The 22,817-nt window shown below is 70.7% G+C and carries 17 protein-coding genes; 7 read left to right on the top strand and 10 right to left on the bottom strand.

From position 1 onward, the window contains the following. The first annotated feature begins 79 nt into the window (after positions 1-79). Together H8R17_RS06140 and H8R17_RS06135 are read left to right on the top strand one after the other, a co-directional pair. Positions 80-1,312 (top strand): MAB_1171c family putative transporter, encoded by a 1,233-nt coding sequence (locus H8R17_RS06140; protein WP_187822094.1) that lies wholly within the window; start codon positions 80-82, stop codon positions 1,310-1,312. Between the two features lie 23 nt (positions 1,313-1,335). Next, on the top strand, positions 1,336-1,788 hold the full coding sequence (locus H8R17_RS06135; protein WP_187822093.1) for an NUDIX hydrolase: 453 nt from the start codon (positions 1,336-1,338) through the stop codon (positions 1,786-1,788). A gap of 25 nt (positions 1,789-1,813) precedes the next feature. On the opposite strand, the gene H8R17_RS06130 is transcribed toward H8R17_RS06135, so the two are convergent. The 3 genes from H8R17_RS06130 to H8R17_RS06120 all read right to left on the bottom strand — a co-directional run bounded on the left by H8R17_RS06130 (position 1,814) and on the right by H8R17_RS06120 (position 5,056). Then, positions 1,814-2,689: a helix-turn-helix transcriptional regulator gene (locus H8R17_RS06130; RefSeq protein WP_187822092.1), complete on the bottom strand. Its 876-nt coding sequence runs from the start codon at positions 2,687-2,689 to the stop codon at positions 1,814-1,816. Between the two features lie 463 nt (positions 2,690-3,152). After that, on the bottom strand, positions 3,153-3,785 hold the full coding sequence (locus H8R17_RS06125; protein ID WP_187822091.1) for a response regulator: 633 nt from the start codon (positions 3,783-3,785) through the stop codon (positions 3,153-3,155). Further along, on the bottom strand, positions 3,785-5,056 hold the full coding sequence (locus H8R17_RS06120; RefSeq protein ID WP_187822111.1) for a sensor histidine kinase: 1,272 nt from the start codon (positions 5,054-5,056) through the stop codon (positions 3,785-3,787). The genes H8R17_RS06125 and H8R17_RS06120 overlap by 1 nt, the downstream gene beginning before the upstream one ends. A gap of 293 nt (positions 5,057-5,349) precedes the next feature. Between H8R17_RS06120 and H8R17_RS06115 the strand changes: the two genes are divergently transcribed. The 5 genes from H8R17_RS06115 (at position 5,350) to H8R17_RS06090 (ending at position 11,979) form a co-directional block, all read left to right on the top strand. Beyond that, on the top strand, positions 5,350-7,197 hold the full coding sequence (locus H8R17_RS06115; protein WP_316959326.1) for a BTAD domain-containing putative transcriptional regulator: 1,848 nt from the start codon (positions 5,350-5,352) through the stop codon (positions 7,195-7,197). 173 nt (positions 7,198-7,370) lie between these two features. Beyond that, positions 7,371-7,886: a DedA family protein gene (locus tag H8R17_RS06110; protein ID WP_187822090.1), complete on the top strand. Its 516-nt coding sequence runs from the start codon at positions 7,371-7,373 to the stop codon at positions 7,884-7,886. A gap of 97 nt (positions 7,887-7,983) precedes the next feature. Beyond that, on the top strand, positions 7,984-8,721 hold the full coding sequence (locus tag H8R17_RS06105) for an ABC transporter ATP-binding protein (RefSeq protein ID WP_187822089.1): 738 nt from the start codon (positions 7,984-7,986) through the stop codon (positions 8,719-8,721). Next, on the top strand, positions 8,715-11,171 hold the full coding sequence (locus H8R17_RS06100; protein ID WP_187822088.1) for an FtsX-like permease family protein: 2,457 nt from the start codon (positions 8,715-8,717) through the stop codon (positions 11,169-11,171). Before H8R17_RS06105 ends, H8R17_RS06100 begins: the two co-directional genes overlap by 7 nt. A gap of 622 nt (positions 11,172-11,793) precedes the next feature. Beyond that, complete coding sequence (locus tag H8R17_RS06090; protein WP_187822087.1) at positions 11,794-11,979, top strand: hypothetical protein; 186 nt, start codon at positions 11,794-11,796, stop codon at positions 11,977-11,979. An 85-nt stretch (positions 11,980-12,064) separates the two neighbouring features. On the opposite strand, the gene H8R17_RS06085 is transcribed toward H8R17_RS06090, so the two are convergent. From H8R17_RS06085 to H8R17_RS06055, 7 genes are all read right to left on the bottom strand, one after another. Then, entirely contained in the window at positions 12,065-12,988 is a 924-nt protein-coding gene (locus tag H8R17_RS06085) for a TauD/TfdA family dioxygenase (RefSeq protein WP_187822086.1), read from the bottom strand. Next, complete coding sequence (locus H8R17_RS06080; RefSeq protein WP_187822085.1) at positions 12,985-13,752, bottom strand: 4'-phosphopantetheinyl transferase superfamily protein; 768 nt, start codon at positions 13,750-13,752, stop codon at positions 12,985-12,987. The genes H8R17_RS06085 and H8R17_RS06080 overlap by 4 nt, the downstream gene beginning before the upstream one ends. A 6-nt stretch (positions 13,753-13,758) precedes the next feature. Further along, positions 13,759-14,697, bottom strand: a complete 939-nt coding sequence (locus H8R17_RS06075) for a TauD/TfdA family dioxygenase (RefSeq protein WP_187822084.1) — start codon at positions 14,695-14,697, stop codon at positions 13,759-13,761. Positions 14,698-14,701: 4 nt separating this feature from the next. Further along, positions 14,702-15,385, bottom strand: a complete 684-nt coding sequence (locus H8R17_RS06070) for an alpha/beta fold hydrolase (protein ID WP_316959325.1) — start codon at positions 15,383-15,385, stop codon at positions 14,702-14,704. A gap of 73 nt (positions 15,386-15,458) precedes the next feature. Then, the gene (locus H8R17_RS06065) at positions 15,459-16,778 is read right to left on the bottom strand and encodes an MFS transporter (protein ID WP_187822082.1); all 1,320 of its coding nucleotides are present in this window, start codon (positions 16,776-16,778) and stop codon (positions 15,459-15,461) included. After that, positions 16,775-17,698, bottom strand: coding sequence for an ornithine carbamoyltransferase (locus H8R17_RS06060; protein ID WP_187822081.1), 924 nt, complete (start codon positions 17,696-17,698; stop codon positions 16,775-16,777). Before H8R17_RS06060 ends, H8R17_RS06065 begins: the two co-directional genes overlap by 4 nt. 118 nt (positions 17,699-17,816) lie before the next feature. Continuing rightward, on the bottom strand, positions 17,817-22,817 hold a 5,001-nt coding region (locus H8R17_RS06055; RefSeq protein ID WP_187822080.1), incomplete at its 5' end, for a non-ribosomal peptide synthetase.

The raw sequence follows: 22,817 nt of genomic DNA, 5'->3' as shown, positions 1-22,817 counted from the left end.
GCTGAATCATCGCAGGTCGGAAGCACCCTTCCTCCATGAAGTGACTGGCTGTCACTGAAGCTCCTGGTGCCGTGAATTCGTGAGGCTGAGGGCCAAGTCCGCCTTGAACGGGCGCCGTCGCGAGCGCTCACTGTGGGGCGCTTTCGCTGCGCTTGCGGTGAGCTGGTTGTGCCGGACAACGATGGTCAACGATCTACTGGACGCGACGGGCATCCCCGATCTCGGCTTCCTGGTCAAGCACGCCACGGCGATCGTCGGAATCTGCGTGTTGCTCCGCTACGTCACCGCGGTCTACGCAGACGCGGAGGCCGACGTGCGACGCAGCGCGCGCATATCCGCCGCAGTCCACCGGATCGCTGCGCGCGCCTCGGTCGGCACGATCGCCGTCATGGCGGCCGCCTTCTTCTTCCTGCTGAACCCGCCGGACACCAGCACCCTGTTCTTCCTGGAGCGCCACGAGGGCGACCTAGGACTGCCGATCTACATGGGCCTGTTCTACCTATACATGGGTGCGGCCGCCACGGTCTGCGCCGTCCAGTGGGGCGGCGCAGCCCGAGCGACCCCGATTCGGTCGGTCCGTATCGGGATGCGCCTTATGTCTTGCGCGATGGTCCTGGCCGTGCTGTACGTGCTGCTGCGCACCGCATTCGTGGTGGTGATCACTGTTACGACGGTGTCCGACAGCGTCAGCCAGGCCCAGGAGGCACTCACGGACTCCCTGCTCTACCTGTTCTCGCTGCTCTGGGGGATCGGCGCCATAGCACCCGTCAGCCGAGCGGGCTCCGAGCGGTACCGGGCGGCCCGCAGTCTCCTCTCGTTGCACTGGCTCTGGAGGGAGTTGGCAATGGCGGCACCTGACGTGGTTCGCTACAGGCCCAGCCGGCTCTTCGCGCGTCTGCCGTTCGTCGGCCAGGCCCTCGATACTTTCCGCGATGTGTTTGCGAGCCCTGACGTGTCCTTGCTCGTGCGCCTCAACCGCTACACGGTCGATATCCGCGACGTGATTTTCGAACTACGGCGACGAGCTCCAGTAGACCTTGTCGAGCGGGCCCGCGACCTTGCGCGGAGTGTGCCGGATGACCTCCACGGCAGCGAGATCCGGGCCGAGGCGCTGTGGATCCGCTCTGCCCTGCTGTGCGAAGGGACTGAGGCTCCCGGCCAGTCGGCCACTCTGGCACCGTACCCTTTTGACCCGGGTACCGACCCACGGCACGAAGTGCCACACCTGCGGGCTGTTGCCACCGCGTACAGCCGCATCCGCAACTCCGACGCCCGCACTCTGCTGGCGAGGACCACTACCCACTACGCCTGATCTCCAGAGGCAAGGAGCAACTGATGAACGCCGCCAGCCCCGCTCGACCGACCATGTCGGCTGCGGCCGTCCTGGCCAATGGCGAGGGTGAGTACCTCATTGTCAAGCCCGGATACAAGGACGGCTGGAATCTCCCCGGCGGCGGAGTCGACGAGGGCGAGACGCCCAGACAGGCATGTCGGCGTGAGCTCAAGGAGGAACTCGGCATCGACCAGACGCCTGGGCGGCTCCTTCTGTCCGCCTACGTGCACACCGCGGACGGCGCGCACATCTTCTGGGTGTTCGACGGCGGAACGCTCACCACTGAGCAGCAGCAGGCGATCGTGCTGCATGAAGGCGAGCTCACAGCCTTCCGCTTCAGCGCACCTGGTGAGATTTCCCCCGACGAGATCCCACCGTCACGCAGGCCCCTGTGGGACGCGGCGCTAGGCGCGCTCATCGACGGCAGTACTGTCCACGTGGAGATCGTGGGCTAGGAGATACCGACGGTGGGGGCGATTGCTACGTCGGAACGTCGTCCGCATCGGAGCCGAGGATCTCCGCCATGGTGTCGCTGATGAAGTCCCGGAGTTGATCCCGCACTTCCTGCGAAATTCTTTGCTCACCGCCGCGCGCGGCCATGACCGTGAACTGGCTGTGCACGGCGCGCGCAGAGACGACCAAGCGGCCGATGTCCGGATCGCTGCTGCGGAAGAACACCGGAGGGACGTCGAAAGCCAAAGCCAGGGCTTCAAGAACGTCGTCCGGGGCGGTGGGCAGTCCACCCACGCGCAAGTCTCTTACCAGTTCTTCCGTCAGAAGAGACCGGCCACTCTTACGGTTGCCGGACGAGGCGAGGTCCGCGTCCGAGGGCAATGCCCCGTCGTAGACCTCCGTCTGCAAGTACTTGATCTTCCCGGCGACGGTGTTGACGACCTGTGGCGACGACGTCGCCTTCTCCGGCTTTACGGCCGGCACGTCGTGACCGAACGATCGCCTCTGTGCGGCCAGCAGTTCTGCACGGGTGACGTTGTAGGCGGAAGCCAGCGCCGTCACCGCCTCATCGGACAGTGCTCGCCTTCCCTGCTCGGCTGCGCGGATCGGCATCGGCGACGCCGTATTGGTGTAGCGGGTGGTGTCCGACTGCCTCATGCCTGCGTCGCAGCGCAGATCGGCGAGGTTGGGTGGCCCTATCCGCGGAAAGAGCTCGTCGAGTTCGGCCCCGACCATGGCGGCGATCGCAGGCAGGCGTTCCTGCGGGGGCGTGGCCAACTGGTTCTCCCAGCGGTAGACGGCGTTCGTCTTGACGTTCAAGCCTGCGGCCAGGTCGGCCTGCGACAGGCGCTTGGCCACGCGGCGATCGCGCAACTTGCTGCCGTCGAAGACGCGGTCGGGCATACAGGTTCTCCATAGTTCACGTAGACACTCTGACCACTTGATCGGATCACTAGAAGGCGATAGTTTCACCTTTTAGTGATTGGCGGGGTGGCTGGCTTGCGGCTCAACTGCCCAGCTCAGTCACTGTAGAGCGACCCGCTTCTTGCAGGAAGCAGGTCGGCCCAGGCCACAGAGGGTCGAGGCCGCGTGATTGCCGGGGCCGGACATACGTCGTGCCGAAGGGGGCGTCGATGGCACTGGCGTTGCCACCCATGCGCATCCATCCGCGAGAGGCATCACCAGTACGGGTCGTGTCAACCACGGCCAGGACCGCATTCAGGGCTCCACAAATGTCAGTACAGCTCAGTCAACGGGGGTGTCGCATTTGGAGATCGAAAGGTCGGACACGAGATCGGGCTTGGCAGCGAGGGCCTCGGGCTGCTCTCAATGGCTGCACGGTGGCCCGGAACGCCCAAGCCACCGGTCAGGCCCGCAGATAGGCGAGGACGGCCAGCACCCTGCGATGGGTCTCATCCGTCGGAGGCAGGTTCAGCTTGGTGAGGATGCTGCTGATGTGCTTGCCGATCGCGGCCTCGGAGACCACCAGCTCCTTTGCGATTGCGCCGTTGGACTTGCCCTCCGCGATCAGCGCCAGCACCTCGCGCTCACGCGGCGTGAGCCGCTCCAGCGGATCGCGGCGGCGGCGCAGCAGCTGGCGCACCACCTCCGGGTCGACCACTGTCCCGCCGTCCGCGACCTCGTGCAGTGCGTCGACGAACTCATCGACCTGGCCGACGCGGTCCTTGAGCAGGTAGCCGACCCCCGAGCCGTCGCCGGAGTCCAAGAGTTCGGAGGCGTAAGTCCGCTGCACGTACTGGCTGAGGACCAGGACCGGCAGAGTGGGCCGCTTCTCACGCAGTCGCACCGCCGCGTGCAGCCCTTCGTCCTGGAAACCGGGCGGCATGCGTACGTCCGTCACCACGATGTCGGGGGCGTGCTCCTCGACCGCAGCGACCAGCGCCTCCGCGTCCCCCACGGCCGCCACCACCTCGTTTCCGCAGCGGCTGAGCAGGCCGATGAGTCCTTCCCGCAGCAGCACGCTGTCCTCGGCCAGCACTACGCGGAGCGGTCGGCCGCTTTGGTCAACTCGCAAGGAAACTCCACAAGTAACAGGGTTGGTCCGCCCGGTGGACTGGACAGGGCAAGTCTGCCATCGAGAACCGATACCCGGTCCACGAGACCGGTGAGTCCGCTGCCCGCCGAGGGGTCCGCGCCGCCTCGGCCGTCGTCGCGCACCTGGAGGAACAGGCGGCCGTCGCGGTGACCGCCGCTCACCTGCGCGCGGTCGGCCCCGCTGTGCTTGGCGACGTTGGTGAGCGCCTCACAGACGACGAAGTACGCCGCGGATTCGACCGCCTGGGGCAGCCGTCCTGGCAGTTCGAGGTCGACGTTGACGGGGACCACGGAGCGGTCCGCGGCGTCGGCGACGGCGGCCTCCAGGCCGTAGTCCGCGAGGATCTTGGGGTGGATGCCGTGGATGAGCTCGCGCAGCTCCGCGAGCGCCTTGCCCGCTTCCTCGTGGGCTTTGGTGAGTTGGTCGGCGAGCGGGCCGGGCGGTGCGTCCAGCCGGGCCAGACCGAGGGTCATTGTCAGGGCCACCAGCCGCTGTTGCGCACCGTCGTGCAGATCGCGCTCGATGCGGCGCCGCTCCGCCTCGAAGGCGTCCACCAAACGGAAGCGGGAGCGGGCCAGTTCGACCACCTTGGCGTCGAGCTCGCCCTCGCGGGAGGCGATCAGCAGCCGGGTCAGCTCGGCGCGGGCGCCCGCCGCGATGCCGAGCACATAGCAGCACAGGCCCATGAGGAGCAGGCCGAGCACGGCGACGCCGAACGCGGTCGGCCATGTGGTGATCGTCCATTGCTTGAGCACCTTCGTCTCGTGGCCGTCACCGACCGTGGCCATCATCAACGGGGCGGCGACCATGGACAGCGGGAAGAGCAGGGCGACCGTCACCACCAGGGCGTCGACCGGCCACAGCAGCCCGGCGAACAACAGCGCGTGTCCGAACTCCCGCCAGGTCGCCTGCTCGCGCAGCCGGGTGGTCAGCCAGGTCCACAACCCCGGTGCGGCCGGCTCCTGGTGCTGGCCGGCCGCCGGATCGCGGTCGATCACGCGCAGTCTGTGCCGCTCCACCCAGGCCACCGGGATTCCGCTGAGAGCGACCACGACGAGCAGGGGCAGCCCCACCAGGACGATGGCGAGCGCCCCGCAGACAGCCGCCGCCGTCACGATCGCCACCAGGGCGCTGGCGCCGGTCACCGCGCCGGTGAGCAGATACGCGACGGAGCGCCAGGGCCAGGCCGACAGCAGGAAGCCTGGCCGGGACATGGCCTGCCACACATTCCGAGGGTGCATGGGGATCACCGTAGGTGGGCGAACCCGTCCGATGCCATCGGTCCAGGGCGCGGATCGGGGGTAGGGCCAGCCCCACCCCCGTACCGGACCCGGAGGCTACGCGGCGGGGACTGCAGGGGCTCGCCACCGCAGGCTGCCGCCAACAAGAAAGCGCAGTTCCGCCACCTTGTGGCGCAAGCAATGGTCGTAAGACAGACGTTCCGGTGTTCTGATCCGGCTGTGGCCGCCTTCGTTCGGCCGCCGTTGGGCAAGTGGGGGAGTTTTACGTGGAATTCCAGCTTCTCGGTCCGATCGAGGCGAGAAACGGATCGCGTCGCATCACGCTGTCGGGCACCAAAATGCACACGGTTCTGGCCGTGCTGCTGCTCGCCCGTGGTCGCGTGGTCAGTGACGGGAGGCTGAGCGAACTGCTGTGGGGGTGGGATCCGCCTGCCACGTGGAATGCTCAGATCTACACCTACATATCGAGGCTGAGAAAACTCCTCGGACCCGAGGTCGACCTGGTCCGCCGCCAGCCCGGCTACCAGCTGGTCGCTGACGGGGCGCACGTCGACGTCGTCGAGTTCGAGCGGCTGGAGCGGCTCGGGCGGCGTGCGATGGAGGAGCGGCGGTTCACGCAGGCCGCCGAAACGCTGCGGCAGGCACTCGACCTGTGGCAGGGACCGGCGCTGGCCAATGTCACGCCGCACCTCGCAGAGGCGGAGCTGCCGCAGCTGGAGGAGGTGCGTATGAGCGCTCTGGAGCACCGGATCGAGGCGGACCTCGCCCTCGGCAGGCACGGACAGCTCACCTCCGAACTCACCCAGCTCGTCAGCGAGTTCCCGGTGCGGGAGCGACTGCGTGCGCAGCTGATGGCCGTGCTGTACCGGAGTGGGCGGCAGGCCGAGGCGCTGCGCGCCTATCACGAGGGGCGCGAGGTGCTCGCGGAGGAACTGGGTGTGGACCCCGGGCCTGATCTCACCGCCGCCTATCAGTCCTTGCTGAGCGGAGAGCTGGACACCTTCCCGCAGCCCGCGCCGAGCCTGACGTCCGGTATGCCAACAGTGACCGCACCGCCTGTCATGATTCCGCCGGCGCCGACCGACTTCACAGGCCGGGAACGGGAGTTCGACGTGCTGTGCAGGCGGTTGACGCCGATGGCGGCGGACGGGCGTGCTGCGTTCCAGCCGCGCCGACTGCTGATCACCGGGATGCCGGGGGTCGGCAAGACCGCGCTCGCTGTACGGGTCGCGCACACCGTGGCTGGGGAGTTCCCGGACGGCTTACTGCATGCCCGGCTGCGCGCCGACGACGGCACCGTCGCGGACTGCGGTAAGGTCCTGGTCACGCTGCTTCGGGCGCTCGGCGAGACCTCCGAGAACGTGCTGACCGCGAACGGCGAGCCCGCCCGGACGGAGGATCTGGTCCACAGGTACCGGACCCGGACGGCGGGCCGTAAGCTGCTGATCCTGTTGGATGACGCGACGAACGAGCTGCAGCTTGACCCGCTGCTGCCGGCCACGACCGACGCCGCCGTCTTGGTGACGAGCCGCAACCGGCTCCCCACGGTGCCCGGTTCGTGGACCGTGGCGCTGGATCCGATGGAGACCAGCGAGTCGCTGGACCTGCTCTCCGCGATCGCAGGGGCCGACCGGACCACTGCGGAGCCCGAGGCGGCCCACGCCGTCGTCGAGGCCTGCGGACGACTGCCGCTCGCGCTGCGGGCCGCCGCCGCCCGGCTCGTCGCCCGGCCGCACTGGCCGATTACGCGGCTCGCGCGTCGCCTGGCGGATCCGGCCTCCCGCATCGAGGAGTTGCGGGTGGGCACGCTCGACGTGAGGCGGGTGCTGTCCGCAGCGCTGCGGCAACCTCCACTGCCGGAGCGGGAGTTGATTCGCCGACTCGCCGTACGCGCGGGAGGCGAGTTCACCGCGGTGGCAGCTGCGGTGCTTCTCAGACTGCCTGAGAACGCGGCCGAGGAGTTCCTGGAACGGCTGGTCGAGGCGTCGCTTCTGGAGGCACGCGGCATCGATGCCACGGGCGCGCCTTGTTACTGCTTCCACCCCTTGCTCCGTCTCGCCACGGCGAGCCTGGAGGATTTCCCTTCGGAGGAGGGGTTGCTGCGGGCGGGCTGAGCGGCGTCGCCTCCCATGAGGGTGCTGCCCCAGTGGCTGCGGCCAGGGGTGAGCCGGGCCCGACGCCGGGGGTAGGTTTGGCACTACCTCAAGTCTCGTCCCTGCCGCAGTGCGTCGCCAGGGTTCCCCGCGGTTTCGTGGAGAAAGCACGGAGACGAGGGAGGCGGCGCCCGATGACGGCATGGCTGGCAGAGCAGACGCTGGTGCACGGCAGCTTCGGCATCCTCGCCGCAGTGCTGCTGCTGCCCGCTCTGGAGGCGGCGCTCCCGGTCGTCGGCGCGTTGCTGCCCGGTCAGACCGCGGTGGTGCTGAGCGGGGTGCTTGCCTGGCACGGGCACGTCACGGTCGAGGCGGCACTGCTGACCGCGCTCGTCGGCGCGGTGCTGGGCAACCTGGCCGGGTACGCCATCGGAAGCCGCTGGAAGGAGCGGCTGATGGCCCGGATGACGAGCCGTTCCCGTCACCGCCGGTTCACCGAGCACGCCCTGGGGCTGATCGAGCGTCAGGGCGGCGGCGCGGTGTTCGTGGGCCGTTTCACCGCCGTCCTGCGCACCCTCGTACCGACCCTTTGCGGGGCGACCAGGATGCCGCTGCGCCGCTATCTGCTCTGGTCCGTGCTCAGCAGCGCGGTCTGGGCACCTGCCTTCGTCCTGATCGGTTACGTCATGGGCCCGGCCGGGCCCGGGTGACCGGGCCGCCCCGAGAACGGCCGGTACTGCGCCGTTCCCCGAAGTTTCCGTCCCGCCCAAGTCGCGGGAGGACCGACACCGACACGAGTTGGAACACATGAGCAACGATGCGATCCGATTGCGCTCCGTAACCCGGCGGTACGGCTCGGGCGGCACGTCCATCACCGCCCTCGACCAGGTATCGCTCGCCTTCCCGAGGGGGACCTTCACCGCCGTGATGGGCCCCTCCGGGTCCGGCAAGTCGACCCTGCTGCAGTGCGCCGCGGGCCTGGACCGGCCCACGTCGGGCTCGGTCACCGTGGGGGACACGGAGCTGACCACGCTGAGCGAGACCAAGCTGACCCTGCTGCGCCGCGAGCGCATCGGCTTTGTGTTCCAGGCGTTCAACCTGCTGCCCTCGCTGACCGCCGAGCAGAACGTGGCCCTGCCGCTGCGGCTGGCCGGCCGTCGTCCGAAGAAGGCCCAGGTGAGCGAGGTGCTCGACCAGGTCGGACTAGGCGACCGGGCGCGGCACCGCCCGACGGAGATGTCCGGCGGCCAGCAGCAGCGGGTTGCCCTGGCCCGCGCCCTGATCACCCGCCCCGAAGTGCTGTTCGGCGACGAACCGACCGGCGCGCTCGACTCACAGACCAGCCGCGAGGTGCTGACCCTGCTGCGCGGCATGGTCGACCAGGACGGCCAGACGATCATCATGGTCACCCACGACCCCGTCGCCGCCTCCTACGCCGACCGCGTCGTCTTCCTCGTCGACGGCCGTGTCAACGGTGAGCTGATCGGCGCCTCCGCCGAGGACATCGCGGCGCGCATGACCAAGCTCGAGGCGGCGCCGTGCTGAGCACCACGCTGCGCACCCTGCGCACCCGCTGGGTCACCTTCGTCGGCAGTTTCGTCGCCCTCTCCCTGGGCGTGGCGCTGATCGCCGTGATGGGGCTGGCCCTGGCGTCCTCACTGGACGCACCTGACCGGGGACCGGAGCGGTTCGCCGCCGCGCCGGTCGTCGTCAAGGGCCAGGACACCCTCGAGGTGCCCACCTCGATCGGCGACCGCACCCAGAAGCTCGCGCAGCCGCGTGCCGTGCCCGCCGACGCGATCGCGAAGCTGCGCGACCTCGGGACCGTCGTCGAGGACCGGTCGTTCGCCGTGCGCGCCGAGGGCGGGCCCGCCGATCTCGTGGGCCACCCCTGGTCCACCGCGGCCTTCGCGCCGTACGAGCTCGACGCGGGACGCGCGCCCGAGGCCGCGGACGAGGTCGTCGTCAGCGGTGACTGGGCCCGTCCGGGCACCCGGGTGCGGACCGACGGCGGCACGGTGCGCGTCGTCGGCACCGTGGCCGGACTCGGCTTCGAGAACGCCGTGTTCTACACCGACGCCCGCGCCGCCGAACTGTCGCCGCGCAGCCTCCAGCTCGTGGTCGACGCCGATGCGGCGGCCGTGCGCGGGGCGGTGCGCGGCAGCGAGGGCGTCCAGGTCCTCACCGGGGACGCGCGCCGGTACGCCGACGCCGACCCCGACCGGGACAGCGAGGCCCTCACCGCAATGAACGCCATGTTCGGCACGGCCGGCGGCGTCACCGGATTCGTGTCGGTGTTCGTGGTGGCCTCGACCTTCGCGTTCGCGGTGGCCCAGCGGCGCCGCGAGTTCGGACTGCTGCGCACCGCCGGGGCGACCCCGGGGCAGATCCGCCGCATGGTCGTCTCCGAGGCGCTCGTGGTCGGTGTGCTCGCCTCGGCCGCCGGCTGTGTGCTCGGTTCCTATGGGGCTCCGAAGCTCGCCGAGTGGGCGGTCGACGAGAGCCTTGCGCCCCGTTGGTTCACCATCGGGGACTACACCTGGCCCTATCACATGGCGTTCTGGACGGGCCTGTTCGTGGCCCTGTGCGGCGTGCTGGCCGCGTCCTGGCGGGCGGGTCGCACCGGTCCCACCGAGGCTCTGCGGGAGGCATCCGTGGACACCCGGCCGATGACATGGGGCCGCTGGCTGTTCGGCGCGGCCCTGCTGATCACCGCCGCGGTGACGCTGGCCCTGGCCCTGGTGACGAACCCGGGCGACCTGCTGCAGCGCAAGACCTATGTGAGCCGGCCCATGCTGCTGATCACCGCAGTCGCGCTGCTCGCGCCGGTGCTGGTGCGGCCACTGGCCCGGCTGATCGCCTGGCTGCCGGCCCAACTGCCCGGCGCCGGCGGGATGCTGGTGCGGGAGAACGCCGCAGCCGGGGTGCGCCGTACCGCCGCCGTCGCGGCGCCCGTGCTGGTCACGGTCGCGCTGGCGGGCTCGCTGTTGGGCGCCACCGCCACCCTCAACGAGGCGAAGGCCACCGAGGTGCGCGAGCAGACGGCCGCCGACTTCGTGGTCACTCCGGCGGGCGACGCCGGCTTCGACGAGGCGACGTTGCAGCGGCTTCGGGCCGTGTCCGGTGTCGAGGTCTCGGCGAGCTCGTCGAGCGCCGTGTACGTCCTGGAGGACGGCGTGGCGCTCATCAGGTCCGATGCCAGGGCCGTCGAGCCGGAACCGCTCGCGGCAACGGCCCGTCTCCCGCTCGCCGCGGGGAAGGTGAGCGACCTGGACGACGACTCGATCATCGTCAACGAGGAGTGGGAGAAGCACACCGTGGGCGAGCGGGTGGACGTGTGGCTCGGTGACGGCACGAGGAAGTCCCTGAAGATCGCCGCGGTCATGACCATCGGCACCGGCAACAATGGCGTCTACGTCACCCCGCGCAACGCCCCCGCGGCGCCCGTCGACCGGGTCGACGTACGCCTCGCGGACGGTGCTGACGCGGGCACCGTGGCCGCCGGTCTGCGTCAGGCGGTGCGCGCGTCGGGCGGGGAGGTCCTCACCAGGGACGCCTGGGTGCGTGCGACGTACCCCGAGACCAACCGGACGACCCGGATGGGCTTCTTCCTCGTCCTCGGGATCGCCCTCCTCTACACCGGCATCTCACTGGCCAACACGATGGTCATGGCGACCTCCGACCGGGTCCGCGAGCTGGCTGTGCTGCGGCTGGCCGGCGCCACCAGGCGGCAGGTGCTGCGGCTGGTGGGCGCCGAGGCGCTGATGGTGGTCATGGTCGGCGGACTGCTGGGAGCGCTGGTCGCCGGGCTCAACCTGGTGGGCATGTGGAGCGCGCTGGGCCTGCTCTCGGTGTGGACGTCCATCGAGATCCCGTGGGCGACGCTCGCGGCGGCCATGGGCGCCTGCGCGGTGCTTGCCGTGATCTCGGCGGTCGCTCCGGCCGGCCTCTCCCTGCGCCGCAGGGCGGTGGAGCTGGCGGGCACACCGGAGTGACCTTCTGACCCGGCGCCGAGCGGTTGTTCCCCCGTTCTGTCCGGTGCCGCCTCCGCGTCGCGCGGCACCCTCGTGGCCGCGGCGCGGACGCACGACGGCGGGGACGCCCTTGGGAGGCGTCCCCGCCGTCGGCCTTGCCCAAGTGAGGTGGCGTGGGTGCTCTTTGCGGGTGGCGCGGTGGTCTGAGGCATTGGCCTGGCACTACCGCGGTGGCGGGGATCCGGCGTTATCGTCTGGGAGTATGGCGGTTCGGCTGCTTTGTCGGTCTGCAACAGGGTTTCGTCCTCTCCTCCGGATTCTTCCGGGGGCCGGTGAACGGTTCGCGGCCGTGCGCGGCGAGCATGTTGTCGACGATGAGCACGTCGTCGCGCTGCCGGTCGAAGTGGCGGGGCTCCGGCCTGGGTGCAGCTCCGTCCGTGTCGCTCACGGCGCGGAGTCGGGTACGCCCCGATGCGCGGCAATGTGTGGATGATGACATCCGTGTGCGAGGGCGGTCGCAACCGTCCTTGCACACCGTGGGCCCGGCACTCCGGTGAGATGCTGTTGGTTGATTTCGCGTGACGTCGGCTCCCAAGACCGATTTGGTCTTGGGAGCCGACGATGTCGTATGGGGAGGGTGTCGATGTCCATGCAGCCGGGGGATGCGGGCGAGATCCCGCGCGAGACGGTGCGGTTGGCGCGGGACGCCTTCTTGAAGGGCAGCCTGACGATCAGGGTTCGGAACCAACTGACGGTGCTGCGCCAGGACGAGGATTTTGCCGCTCTTTTTCCGGTCGTGGGAAGCCTGCCTGGTTACCGCGCCGGTTAGCGCTCGTGCTGGTCCTGCCGTTCGTGGAAGTCTCGATTCCGGAGAGGGGCCGTGCCGTCCGCTGCCATGTCGTGCGTACCGGCTCTCATTCGTCCCATGGTTCGGCCATGGCGACGGCCACCTTGCGGGGGCCGGTGAACGGTTCGCGGCCGTGCGCGGCCAGCATGTTGTCGACGACGAGCACGTCGTCGCGCTGCCAGTCGAAGCGGGTGGACGCGGCCCGGTAGGCGGCCCGCAGATGGTCCATCACCTCGTCGGGGATGCGGCCGCCATCGCCGTAGTACGTATTGGTGGGCAGGTCCTCCTCGGCGTAGATCTCCCGCAGGCCCTCCTGGACCTCCGGGGCGAGCGTGGTGACGTGGAAGAACGTGGCGTGGTTGAACCAGACGCGGCTGCCGCTCGCGGGGTGGGTGTGCACGGCCCGGCGTACGGCGGTGGTACGCAGTCCGCCGTCCGGGCGCCAGTGCGGTTCGATGCCCTTGCCGCGGCAGTACTCCTCGACGGCGGCCCGGTCCTGCGTTCCGAACGCCTCCTGCCACGGCACGCCGAACTCGGCGTGGAAGTTGCGGACGACCTGCCAGCCTCTGCGCTCGAACTTCTCTCGGACCCCGGGGTCGATGCGCCGGTAGACCTCGCGGATGTCGGCGAGCGGGGTGGCACCCAGCGAGTGCGCGGGCTCGATGCAGTAGAAGTACAGGGTGTTCGGCCAGGTCGCCTGGTACGAGTTCTCGTTGTGCAGGAAGATCTCCTCGTCGGCCGGGTAGTCCGTCGACGTGTAGACCTGTCCCTTGATGGTGGAGCGCGGCGAGGAACGCTCGGCGTAGCGCAGCGGGGCACTGCCGGAGAAGGCGCGCACCACGCCTTCGAACCCGTCGACGCCTCCGACCTCGAAGCCGCGCAGCAGGATCGCCCCGCTCTCGCCGAGGACCGTCCGCAGCTTCTCGCGGTGAGCGGCAATGTACTCGTGCACCAGGGTGCCCGGCTCTGCGGTGAATTCGATTGCGGTCATGCGACCAGCACTCCCGTCTCCCTGCTGGGAACCAGTTCCTCGTACCGGTGGATCTCTACGGGACCGGCGGCGCCCGCCTCCCGGGCCAGCGCCGCGAACAGCCCATCGGCCATCGGCAGGTCCTGCACCAGCCACGTGTCGGGGCTGTTCGGTTCGGTGTGGTCGACCAGCACCGGGCCGTCCTGGCGGGGCTGTACGTCGACTGCCCTCAGATCCGTGATGATGCCGACGCCGATCGCCTTCACCACCGCTTCCTTCCGGGTCCAGCAGCGGAAGAAGGCGCGGGTGCGCGCGCTCTCGTCGGGCCGGGAGCAGACATGTGCCAGCTCCGGGGCGCTCATCACGAGCTCGGACGCGCCGTCGACGTCCAGGCTGCGGTCGCCTTCCAGGTCGACGCCGACCCGATGACCGGCGACCACGGCGAGCAGCCAGTGCGGTCCGGAGCGCGAGAGGTTGAACTCGAGGCCGGTGGGCGGCCACTCGATCCGGGGCCGGCCGTGCCGCAGGTAGGCACAGCGTGGGCATGGACGTCTGCCGAGGACCACCTCGCGCGGCGGCACGGCGAGGTAGTGGGAGACCACCCGGCGCAGCGCCGCGTGCGCGGCCGCGTAGCGCACCGCGGCCGGGTCCGGCAGACGGCGGACCTTGTGCCGTTCTTCCTCCGACAGCAGGTCGGTGTCGCCCGGTGCGAGCGCGTCGGGGGCCCGGCCCCGCCAGATGTGGACCGCGTTGCGGTCCCTGAGCCGTTCGTATGCGGTGGTCATATCGCCTCAGTCCGACATCGCGACCAGGACCCGGCGCTCGCCGGTGAAGGGGCGGCGGCCATGGGCCAGCAGGACGTTGTCGATCACCAGCAGGTCCCCGGTGCGCCAGTCGACGTCGACGGCGTGCTCCAGGCCGCGGTCGCGGATCTGCTCGACGTACGTGGCCGGGATGGGGCTGCCGTCGGCGAAGGTGACGTTCTGTGGCAGGTCGTCCTCGGGCATAATCTGTGCCAGGGCGGCCGCGGTGTCGTCGCCGAGGCCGGCCGGGTGCCACTGGTCGGATTGGTTGAACCACACCTCCGTGCCGGTGACCGGATGGCGGGTGGTGGCCGGGCGCACCGAGGAGACGCGCAGCCCGCCGTCGGCCCGCCACTCCCAGGTGGCGCCGGTCGGGTCGAGGAACGCCTCCACGTCCGCGCGGCTGGTCGTCTCGAAGGTGTCCTGCCAGCTCTTGCCCAGGCCGTAGCCGTCGTGCAGGTTCTGCACATAGCGCACGCCGCCTGCGAAGGCCTCGCGCACCTCGGCGTCCAGGGAGTTCAGCCACAGCGCCGCGTCCACCACTGGGGTGGCGCCGCCGCTGCCCGGCTGGATCTGGCAGTAGAAGGCGAGGCGGGCCGGCCAGGCGTGGGCGTAGCTCATCTCGTTGTGCATCGAGATGGTGAACTCCTGCGGGTACTCGGTCGAGGTGTAGACGTTGCTGCCGACCTTGGTGCGCGGCGAGTTGCCGTGCACATAGGCGAGCCGGTTGGGCAGCAGCAGGTCCAGCACCTCGTCCAGGTGGTCGGGGGTGACCCCGAAGCCGCGGAAGACCAGGCCCTTCTCCTCCGTCAGCAGCCGGGTCAGCTCCTGCGGCCCCATGTCCTTGAGACGGGCGACGAGTTCGCCGGCGTCACCACCGAACTCGGCCTCGATCTCCAGCGGGATCCAGATATCGGTCTGTGTCATCGGTTCATGCCTCCAGATCCTTGGTGATGTCGGCGACCAGCTCCGCCTCCCGGGGGGCGAGGTAGAAGTGGTCGCCCGGGTAGGTGCGCAGGGCGAAGCCATCGGCCCGGGTCAGCTCGGACCAGGCCAGTACGGAGTCGGGGCCGCAGCCGGGGTCCTGGAGCCCGAGACACGAGGTGATCGGGGCCCGCGTCGGCATGGGCGGGGACGCGGGGCGGTAGTTCTCGACAAGCCGGTAGTCGGCGCGCAGCGCGGGCAGCAGCAGTTCGCGCAGCTCGGGGATGTCGTACACCTCCGAGCCCAGCGAGCCCAGTCGGCGTACATCGGCGAGCAGTTCGTCGTCGCCGCGCAGGTGCAGGCCCGTGCGGCGGATCCGATGGGGCGCCGAGCGGGCCGAAACGATCAGTCGGCGCGGCACGACCCCGTGCCGGGACTCCAACCGCAGGGTGGTCTCGTAGGCGGCGGTCGAGCCCATGCTGTGCCCGAACAGGGCGAGCGGGCGGTCGAGGCGGGGCAGCAGTGCGGCGGTGATGGCGTCGGCGAGCTCGGCCATGTCCTCGGCGAACGGCTCGGACAGCCGCTCCTGACGGCCCGGGTAGCGGACTGCGAGCAGTTCCACGTCCTTGGGCAGCCGTGCCGCCCAGCCGTGGAAGAGCTGGGCGGTTCCCCCCGCGTGCGGGAAGCACACCAGCCGAACCCGGGGCGCCCGGCCGGACGCGGCCGGGTAAGTCCTGAGCCACGGGTCCCCCCACCCGGACCGGTCAGCCACCCGTGGCACGGCCGGTGTCCGTGTCGGTCCCGTCATCGGTGATCTCTCCCTTCAAATCTGGCGCCAGAACGGCGAACAGGGCCAGTACAACCATGGCGGCGGCGATCGCACGGACGGTGGTCTTGGCGCCCCAGGCCGCGAGGAGCAGGCCTGCCGCGAACGAGCCGAGTGCGTTGGTCCCGGAGCCGATGATTCCGGCCGTCGCGGCGACCCGACCCTGGAGCGCGTCGGGGGTGGTGCGGACCTGGTAGACGGACGCACCGACGTTGAACACCGCGCCGACGAACCCGGTGCCGGCGTACAGCGCGCCCAGCAGCACCGGCTCGCTGGTGAAGCCCATGGCGCCGATCAGCAGCGCCCAGGCCACGGCCCCGCCGATGAGTAGCGTGCGCTGGCGCATCCGGCGCTGAATCCAACCCCCCGCGAGTGCTCCGCACAGGCCGCCGACGCCGCCGATGCCCACGACGACGGCGAGGGTCGCCGAGGGCAGCCCTGCCTCCTTGATCCGCAGGATCAGGGCGAGTGCCAGCATCTGGAACAGCACGTTGGTGCCGGCGACGTACCCGAGCGCCGCGCGCAGGAACCGCTGCCGCCATAGCCAGCGCATCCCCTCCGCGACCTCCGTCACCATCCGGCGCCGGCCGGTGCGGTCGGCGCGTTCCTGCTGGAAGTCCTTGTGGATCAGCAGCAGAGAGAGGAGCGAGACCAGATAGCCGAGCGCGCCGAATCCGAACGGCAGCCAGCGGGCCGCCGACTGCAACAGCACCCCGCCGGGCTGGCCGAGCAGCCCGGCTGCCCGTCCGCGCGCCTCGTTCTGCGCGAGAGCGGTGGGCAGGTGCGCCGGATGCACGAGGTTGCGTACGGCGCCGCGTTCGGCAAGCCGGTAGAACACCGCAAGGGACGCCTCGACGAAGGCCGAGGCCGCCAGGTGCGCCACCGTCATCCGGCCCGCTGCGAGGGCGAGCGCGACGCTGCCCACCGCGACCAGCCGGCCCGCCTCGCACACCAGCATCAGCCGCCGCCGGTCCCAGCGGTCCACCAGCGCGCCGGCCGGCAACTGCACCAGCAGCAGCGGCAGCAGCGCCGCCGTGGACACCACGGACATGGCCAGCGGGGAGCCGGTGTGCCACAGCACGATCAGCGGGTAGGCGACTGCCGTGACCCGGGCGGCGAGGAAGGACAGACTGGCCCCCGACCACAGCAGGAGGAAGTCCCGGTTGCGGCGCAGCGGACGGTCCGGGCCCGCCTCCTCGGCCGTCGTGGAGTCGGCGGCGGGCCCGCCGCCGGTCTCGGCGTCCTCGACGAGTGTCATGCCCGGCACCACTCCAGGACCGCCATCGCACTGTGCATCTTGTTCTCGGCCTGCGCGAAGGCGATGCTCGCGGGGCCGTCGAGGACCTCGGCGGTGACCTCGTCGCCCCGGTGCGCGGGCAGGTCGTGCATGAAGACGGCCTTGGGACTGGTCTCCCAGAGCGCCTCGGTCACCTGGAACGGGGCGAAGGCCGTGCGCCAGTCCGGGTCGGGTTTACTGGTGCCGGTGGTCTGCCAGCGCGTGGTGTAGACGACGTCCAGGTCGGCGGGCAGCTCGTTCATGTGATGGCACTCGCGGAACACCGCCCCATACCGTGCGGCCTGCTCGGCTGCACGCTCGCGGTAGCAGGGGGCCAGGCCGTAGCCGGGCGGAGTGCGCAGTTCGAACTCGACGCTGGGGAAGCGGGTCAGGGCGAGGGACAGCGCGGAGGCGGTGTTGTTGCCCTCGCCCACGTAGAGCACGCGCAACCCCTCGACCCGGCCGAACTGCCTGCGCATCGTGGTCAAGTCGGTGAGTGCCTGGGTGGGGTGCTCGTCGGCGCTCATCGCGTTGATCACGGCCATCCGGCTCTGGGCGGCCCAAGCGCGCATCTCCGCGGGGTCGCCCGCGGTGCGGGCGACCAGGACGTCGAGCATGCGGGACATCACTCGGCCGGTGTCCTCGCTGGTCTCACCGGTGTTGAGCTGAAGGTCGTCGGGGCCGTACGCGATGATCTGCGCGCCCAGACGCAGTGCGCCGCTGGAGAAGGCGGTGCGGGTACGGGTGGAGGTCTTGCTGAAGTAAACGCCCACGACATCCCCGGCGAGCGGAGTGAGGTGGCCTGCGGTGCCGGCCGAGAAATCTGCCCCCCGGACGACCAGGGCCTGCAGATCCGCGTCGTCAAGGTCGTCGATGGAGATCAGATGCCGTACGGATGCCACGGAGTCCTCCTCTTCCTTCAGGGGTAGGGGCGGGCCGATTTCTTGCAGAGGTGCGGGCCGGCCGATAGGCGATGGGCGGTGCGGTCCGCTCCCGGTACGGTCCGTGCGGGGAGCGGGGTCATGCCTGTTCCTCGTCGGTGACGGCGGGGATGAGGACCGCCGGGAGCCCGTCGCCGCCCTCGGCGGTGCGCCAGTCGGAGGCCAGGCGGCCGCTGCCGAAACCGGCATGGGTACGGCCGAGTTCGGCTGCCAGGTGCTTGACAACGGTCATGCCGGAGTCGGCATTGGTCAGGGCGACGAATCCGGTGCCGCCGTGCAGGAGGCTGATCGCCATGTTCCGGTAGCCCGAGGGCTCGCCGCCATGCCCGAACTCCAGGTCGTCGCCGCTGTCGTCGACGATGGTCCCGAGCCCGTAGAACGTGCCGGTCTCGCCCGCCAGCAGCTCCCGGGCCAGGGCCTGAGGGATCAGTGCGCCCGGGGCACCGAGAAGAGCGTCCCGCACCGCGACCACGAACCGGGCCGTGTCCGCCGCCGTTGTCCACAGCCCCGCAGCGGCAAGGTGGGCGCGTGCGCGCCAGCCGCCCTTGAGCGGGACGCCGTGGGCGTCGTGGCCGAGGGCCACGGGCAGGCCGGCGGTGTGCGGGTGGCCCTGGTCGAAGTTGCTGTCGGCGAGGCCGAGCGGGTCCAGCACCAGGCGCCGCATCAGTGACTCGAACGGCTCACCTGTGACGTCCTCCAGCACCTGCTGGACCACCCAGTAGTGGGTGCTGCTCTTGCGGAACACCTCCCCTGGCGGCAGCTCGCGGCGCACCCGCGGGGTGGTGACCGGTGGCCTGCCCTCCAGCAGGTCGAGCAGGCTCGGTACCGGCTCGCCGGGACGGCATCTGAAGCCGCGGTACTGGGCGAGCCCGGCGCGGTGTCCGAGCAGCATCCGCAGGGTGACACGACCCGGAGTGTCCGGTGTCTCCTCGAGGTGCCAGGAGCTCAGGTAGTCCTCGATGTCGACGTCCAGCTCGACGATTCCCCGGTCCACCAGGCACAGCACACCCAGCGCGGTGACGTGCTTGCTGAGGGAGCCGACCTGGAACAGCGTCCGATCCGTCACCGGCGCGTCGCTGCTGGCCGCCAGCACGCCGTGGCCCTCGACGGCCGCCACGGCGCCGTCGCGGATGACGGCGAGCGCGACACCGGGCACGTGATGCTCGGTCATGACGGCGTCGATGTCCTCGACGAGTCCACCCGTCGCAGTGGGGGCCTGGTCCCGCGGCGCGGTGGCGAGCAGCGCGGCGGCTTGCGTCACCGCCTCGCTCGTCTGCTCCGGGCCGTCTCCGTCGGCCTGCCGGAGCAGATGCGCCAGCAACTCGGCGGGCACCTCGACGGTGCCTGAGGCCACGGCCTGCGGCCGAACGGCGTCCGCGTCCGCCGGGCTTGCGTCCCTGGACGCGGCCGGGGCCGTGCCGTGCCCGCCGTTCGCGGCGGCCGTGTCCGCGTCCACCGCCGCCGCCAGGTCGATCAGGGTGTCGTGCTGGTACATGCGGTAGATCGAGACCGCCAGGCCGGCGGCGCGGGCCGCGGCCAGGACTTTGATCATGAGCAGAGAGTGGCCGCCGAGGTCGAAGAAGCGGTCGTGGATGCCGATCTGCTCGACGCCGAGGACCTCGGACCAGATGGCGGCCAGCGCCTTCTCCGTCGGCGTGCGCGGTGGCACATGGTCCGTGCCGGTGCGCAGCGCACCCCGGTCGGGCACCGGCAGGGCGCGCCGGTCGACCTTGCCGTTGGCGTTCAGCGGCAGGGCGTCCAGGGCCACGAAGGCTGCGGGCACCATGTAGTCGGGCAGGTGCACCGCGCAGTGCTCGGCCATGGCCTCGGGCGCCGGCGTCGCCTCGCCCGCCGCCGTCCAGTACGCCACCAGGCGGCGGTCGCCGGGCACCGGCTCGTGGACGGTGAGGAACGCCTCGCGGACTGCGGGGTGTTGGGTGAGCACGGTCTGGATCTCGCCGAGTTCGACGCGGTAGCCGCGGATCTTGACCTGGTCGTCGATACGGCCGAGGAACTCGATGGCGCCGTCCGGGAGTTGACGGACCAGGTCGCCGGTGCGGTACACACGGGCACCCGGCTCATCACCGTACGGGTCGGGCAGGAAGCGTTCCGCGGTCAGGTCGGGGCGGCCCGCGTACCCACGCGCCACACCCGTGCCGCCGACATACAGCTCGCCCGGCACACCCACCGGGACCGGATGCATCCCCGTATCCAGCACGTACGTCCGCATGTTCGGCAACGGACGCCCGATCGGGACCACCTCGCGGCCGACCGGCTCCGTCACCGGGAAGACCGTGGAGCCGACGGACGCCTCGGTCGGGCCGTACTCGTTGATCAGGCGCCCGGGGCCGAGGATGTCCAGCGACCGGTCCGCCGTGGTGCCGGGCAGCGCCTCGCCCGCCACCACCATCACCGCCGCCAGCTCTTCCGCCTGCTCGGTGGTGAGCTGCTCGGCGAGCAGCTCCAGGTGCCCCGGGGTCAGCTTGACGAAGCTGTACGGCGCCTCGGCCAGCAGCGCACGGCCGAGTTGCCCGGGCTCGGTGTCCTGCGGTACCGCGAACACCCGCTGGCCGGTGACCAGCGGCGCCCACAGGTTGGGCACGACCAGGTCGAACGCGACCGAGGAGAACAGCGGGGCACCTCCGGTGCCGCGCGCGGCGAGTTCGCGGGCCGCCCAGGCCACATGGTTGACCAGACCACGGTGTGTGACCTCGACACCCTTGGGAACACCGGTGGAGCCAGACGTGAAGATGACATACGCCAGCCGGTCCAGATCGTCCACCCGCACCGGCGCGGTCGCGGGCCACGCGCTGACGTCCGCGTCGGCGAGCAGCACCTGGGCGGAGCCGAACCGGCCGGCGTACGCCTCGGAGGTGAGCGCCACCCGAGCACCCGAGGTCGCCACGATGGAGGCGACGCGCTCCGCCGGGTAGGACGGGTCGACCGGCACATACGTGCCGCCCGCCTTCCACACCGCGAGTAGCGCCGCGATCAGGGAGGGGCCCCGGTCCAGCTGGACCGCGACGCGCGCTTCAGCGTCGACGCCGCGCTCCCGCAGGGCGTGCGCCAGCCGGTTGGCCTGCGCATCCAGTTCGGCGTACGTCACCGTCTCCGTCCCGAGGGTCACCGCCGGGGCGTGGGGGACGCGGGCGGCCTGCGCCTCGAACAGCTGGAGCACGGAGGCGGTCTCGGCCTTGTGCGCGGTGTCGTTCCAGGTCACCAGCTGCCGCTCGACTTCCTCGGCCGGCAGCGGCACCAGGCGGGCGTCGCCGGTCGGGTCCGCGGTCATGGCGGCCAGGACCGCCGCGTACAGCGCGGTGAGCCGGTCCGCGTTCTCGCGGGACAGCGCGTGAGTGTGCGTGGCCATCAGCAGGTAGCCGGAGACCGCCGACACCGCGAGGTCGAACTCGGTCGCGCCCTCGCCGGAGCTCTCGGCCAGGTCGACGCGCTCGGTGTCGACGTGGTCGAAGTCCTGGTAGCTGAAGCGGACGTCGAGCAGGCGCTCCACTCCCGCGTCGTGCTGGATCGCCGGCATCGGGTGCCGACGGTGCTCCCACATGCCCGCCTCGTGCGCGAAGATCTCGCGGACCAGCTCCTCCCAGGTACGGTCACGGTCTGCGTCGAAGGCGAACGGCAGGGTGTTGAGGTACATGCCGTACACCCGGTCGGCGCCCGACGCCTCGGGGCGGGCACTGAACACCAGGCCCGAGTGGAACCGGCTCTCCTCGGTGAGGAGGCTGAGCACCTTCAGGTGGGCGGCCAGCAGCACGCTCTTGACCGAGACGCGGGCCCGGGCGGCCAGCGCGCGCAGCCCGGACTCGTAGGGGCCGAGCTCCACGGCGACCCGGTAGTGCTCTCGTTCGGCGGTGCGGTCGCCGGCCCAGGCCGTCGGCAGGGAGAAGCGCGCGTAGCCGCTCGTGACCTGCCGCCAGTACGCCCGGTCCTGCTCCGACTCCAGCGAGCGCAGTTCGGCGGCGACGAAATCGGCGTAGCGCACGGGCGGCGCGGGCACCTCGGACGGTTCCCCGCCGTCACGCACCCGACGGTACTCGTCGAGCAGCTCCATCAGCAGTGCCCGGTGGCTCCAGCCCTCGGTGATGGCGTGGCAGACGGTCAGCCCGAGGCGCCAGCCGTCGTCCTCGACGTGGGCGGTCATCCGCAGCAGTGGTGCCCGTTCCAGGTCGAACAGCTCGGCGCGCTCGCGGGCGACGAACTTCTCGACGGCAGCGCGCCGTTGAGCTTCGCCCAGCCCCCTCAGGTCGTGCACGGCCACCGGGACGGCGGCCTCGGCGTGCACCACCTGGAGCGGCTGTGTGTAGCCGTCGAGGTGGAAGGAGGTGCGCAGCATCTCGTGGCGGGCCGCGACCACGGCGGCGGCGACGCGCAGCGCCCGCTCCGAGAACGGCTCCGGCTCGCTGATCCGGAACGAGGAGACGTTGTGGTAGGCGTGCCCGGTGTCGTCCGCCAGCATCTCCAGAACCATGCCGAGCTGCACCTGCGTCAGCGGGTAGGCGTCCACAGCGTCGCCCGGGAGCGCCTGCCGGTCCTCGGCTCCGATCAGCGCGAACCGCTCGACGAGCACGTCCACCTCCGTGCGCGCGGGGCGACCGGTGAGGAACTCGCTCAGCTCGGCGACCGTGCGGTGCTCGAAGACGTCCCTGACCCCGATGTCGAATCCGGCCGCGCGCAGCGCGCCGACGAGCGCGACGGCACGGATGGAGTGGCCGCCGATCTCGAAGAAGCCGTCCTCGACACCGACCCGTTCCCGCCCCAGCACCTGGGCCCATATGTCGGCGATCCGCTCCTCGGTCATCGTGCGCGGCGCGACATAGTCGTCGTCCACGGCCGCGGCGGCGTCCGGGGCGGGCAGGGCGCGCCGGTCGACCTTGCCGTTGGCGTTCAGCGGCAGGGCGTCCAGAGCGATCAGAGTCCCGGGCAGCATGTACTCGGGCAGCCGGTAGGCCAGATGGGCGCGTACGGAGTCTGCGGCCGCATCGGCCGGCGCATAGTACGCGGTCAGCGCGCCCTCGTGGACGGTGAGGAACGCCTCGCGGACTGCGGGGTGTTCGGTAAGGACGGC

The organism is Streptomyces sp. TRM68367 (assembly GCF_014495685.1).
Taxonomy (GTDB): Bacteria; Actinomycetota; Actinomycetes; order Streptomycetales; family Streptomycetaceae; genus Streptomyces.
The sequence above is the reverse complement of the archived record's forward strand: the minus strand, read 5'-3'. Positions and strand labels throughout refer to the sequence as shown.

Excerpts from the sequence above, each read along its gene's own strand:
- H8R17_RS06135 (WP_187822093.1), top strand. The coding sequence starts at position 1,336 with ATGAACGCCGCCAGCCCCGCTCGACCGACCATGTCGGCTGCGGCCGTC.
- H8R17_RS06110 (WP_187822090.1), top strand. The coding sequence starts at position 7,371 with ATGACGGCATGGCTGGCAGAGCAGACGCTGGTGCACGGCAGCTTCGGC.
- H8R17_RS06105 (WP_187822089.1), top strand. The coding sequence starts at position 7,984 with ATGAGCAACGATGCGATCCGATTGCGCTCCGTAACCCGGCGGTACGGC.
- H8R17_RS06075 (WP_187822084.1), bottom strand. The coding sequence starts at position 14,697 with ATGACACAGACCGATATCTGGATCCCGCTGGAGATCGAGGCCGAGTTC.
- H8R17_RS06130 (WP_187822092.1), bottom strand. The coding sequence starts at position 2,689 with ATGCCCGACCGCGTCTTCGACGGCAGCAAGTTGCGCGATCGCCGCGTG.
- H8R17_RS06120 (WP_187822111.1), bottom strand. The coding sequence starts at position 5,056 with ATGTCCCGGCCAGGCTTCCTGCTGTCGGCCTGGCCCTGGCGCTCCGTC.
- H8R17_RS06080 (WP_187822085.1), bottom strand. The coding sequence starts at position 13,752 with ATGACCACCGCATACGAACGGCTCAGGGACCGCAACGCGGTCCACATC.
- H8R17_RS06065 (WP_187822082.1), bottom strand. The coding sequence starts at position 16,778 with ATGACACTCGTCGAGGACGCCGAGACCGGCGGCGGGCCCGCCGCCGAC.
- H8R17_RS06090 (WP_187822087.1), top strand. The coding sequence starts at position 11,794 with ATGTCCATGCAGCCGGGGGATGCGGGCGAGATCCCGCGCGAGACGGTG.
- H8R17_RS06085 (WP_187822086.1), bottom strand. The coding sequence starts at position 12,988 with ATGACCGCAATCGAATTCACCGCAGAGCCGGGCACCCTGGTGCACGAG.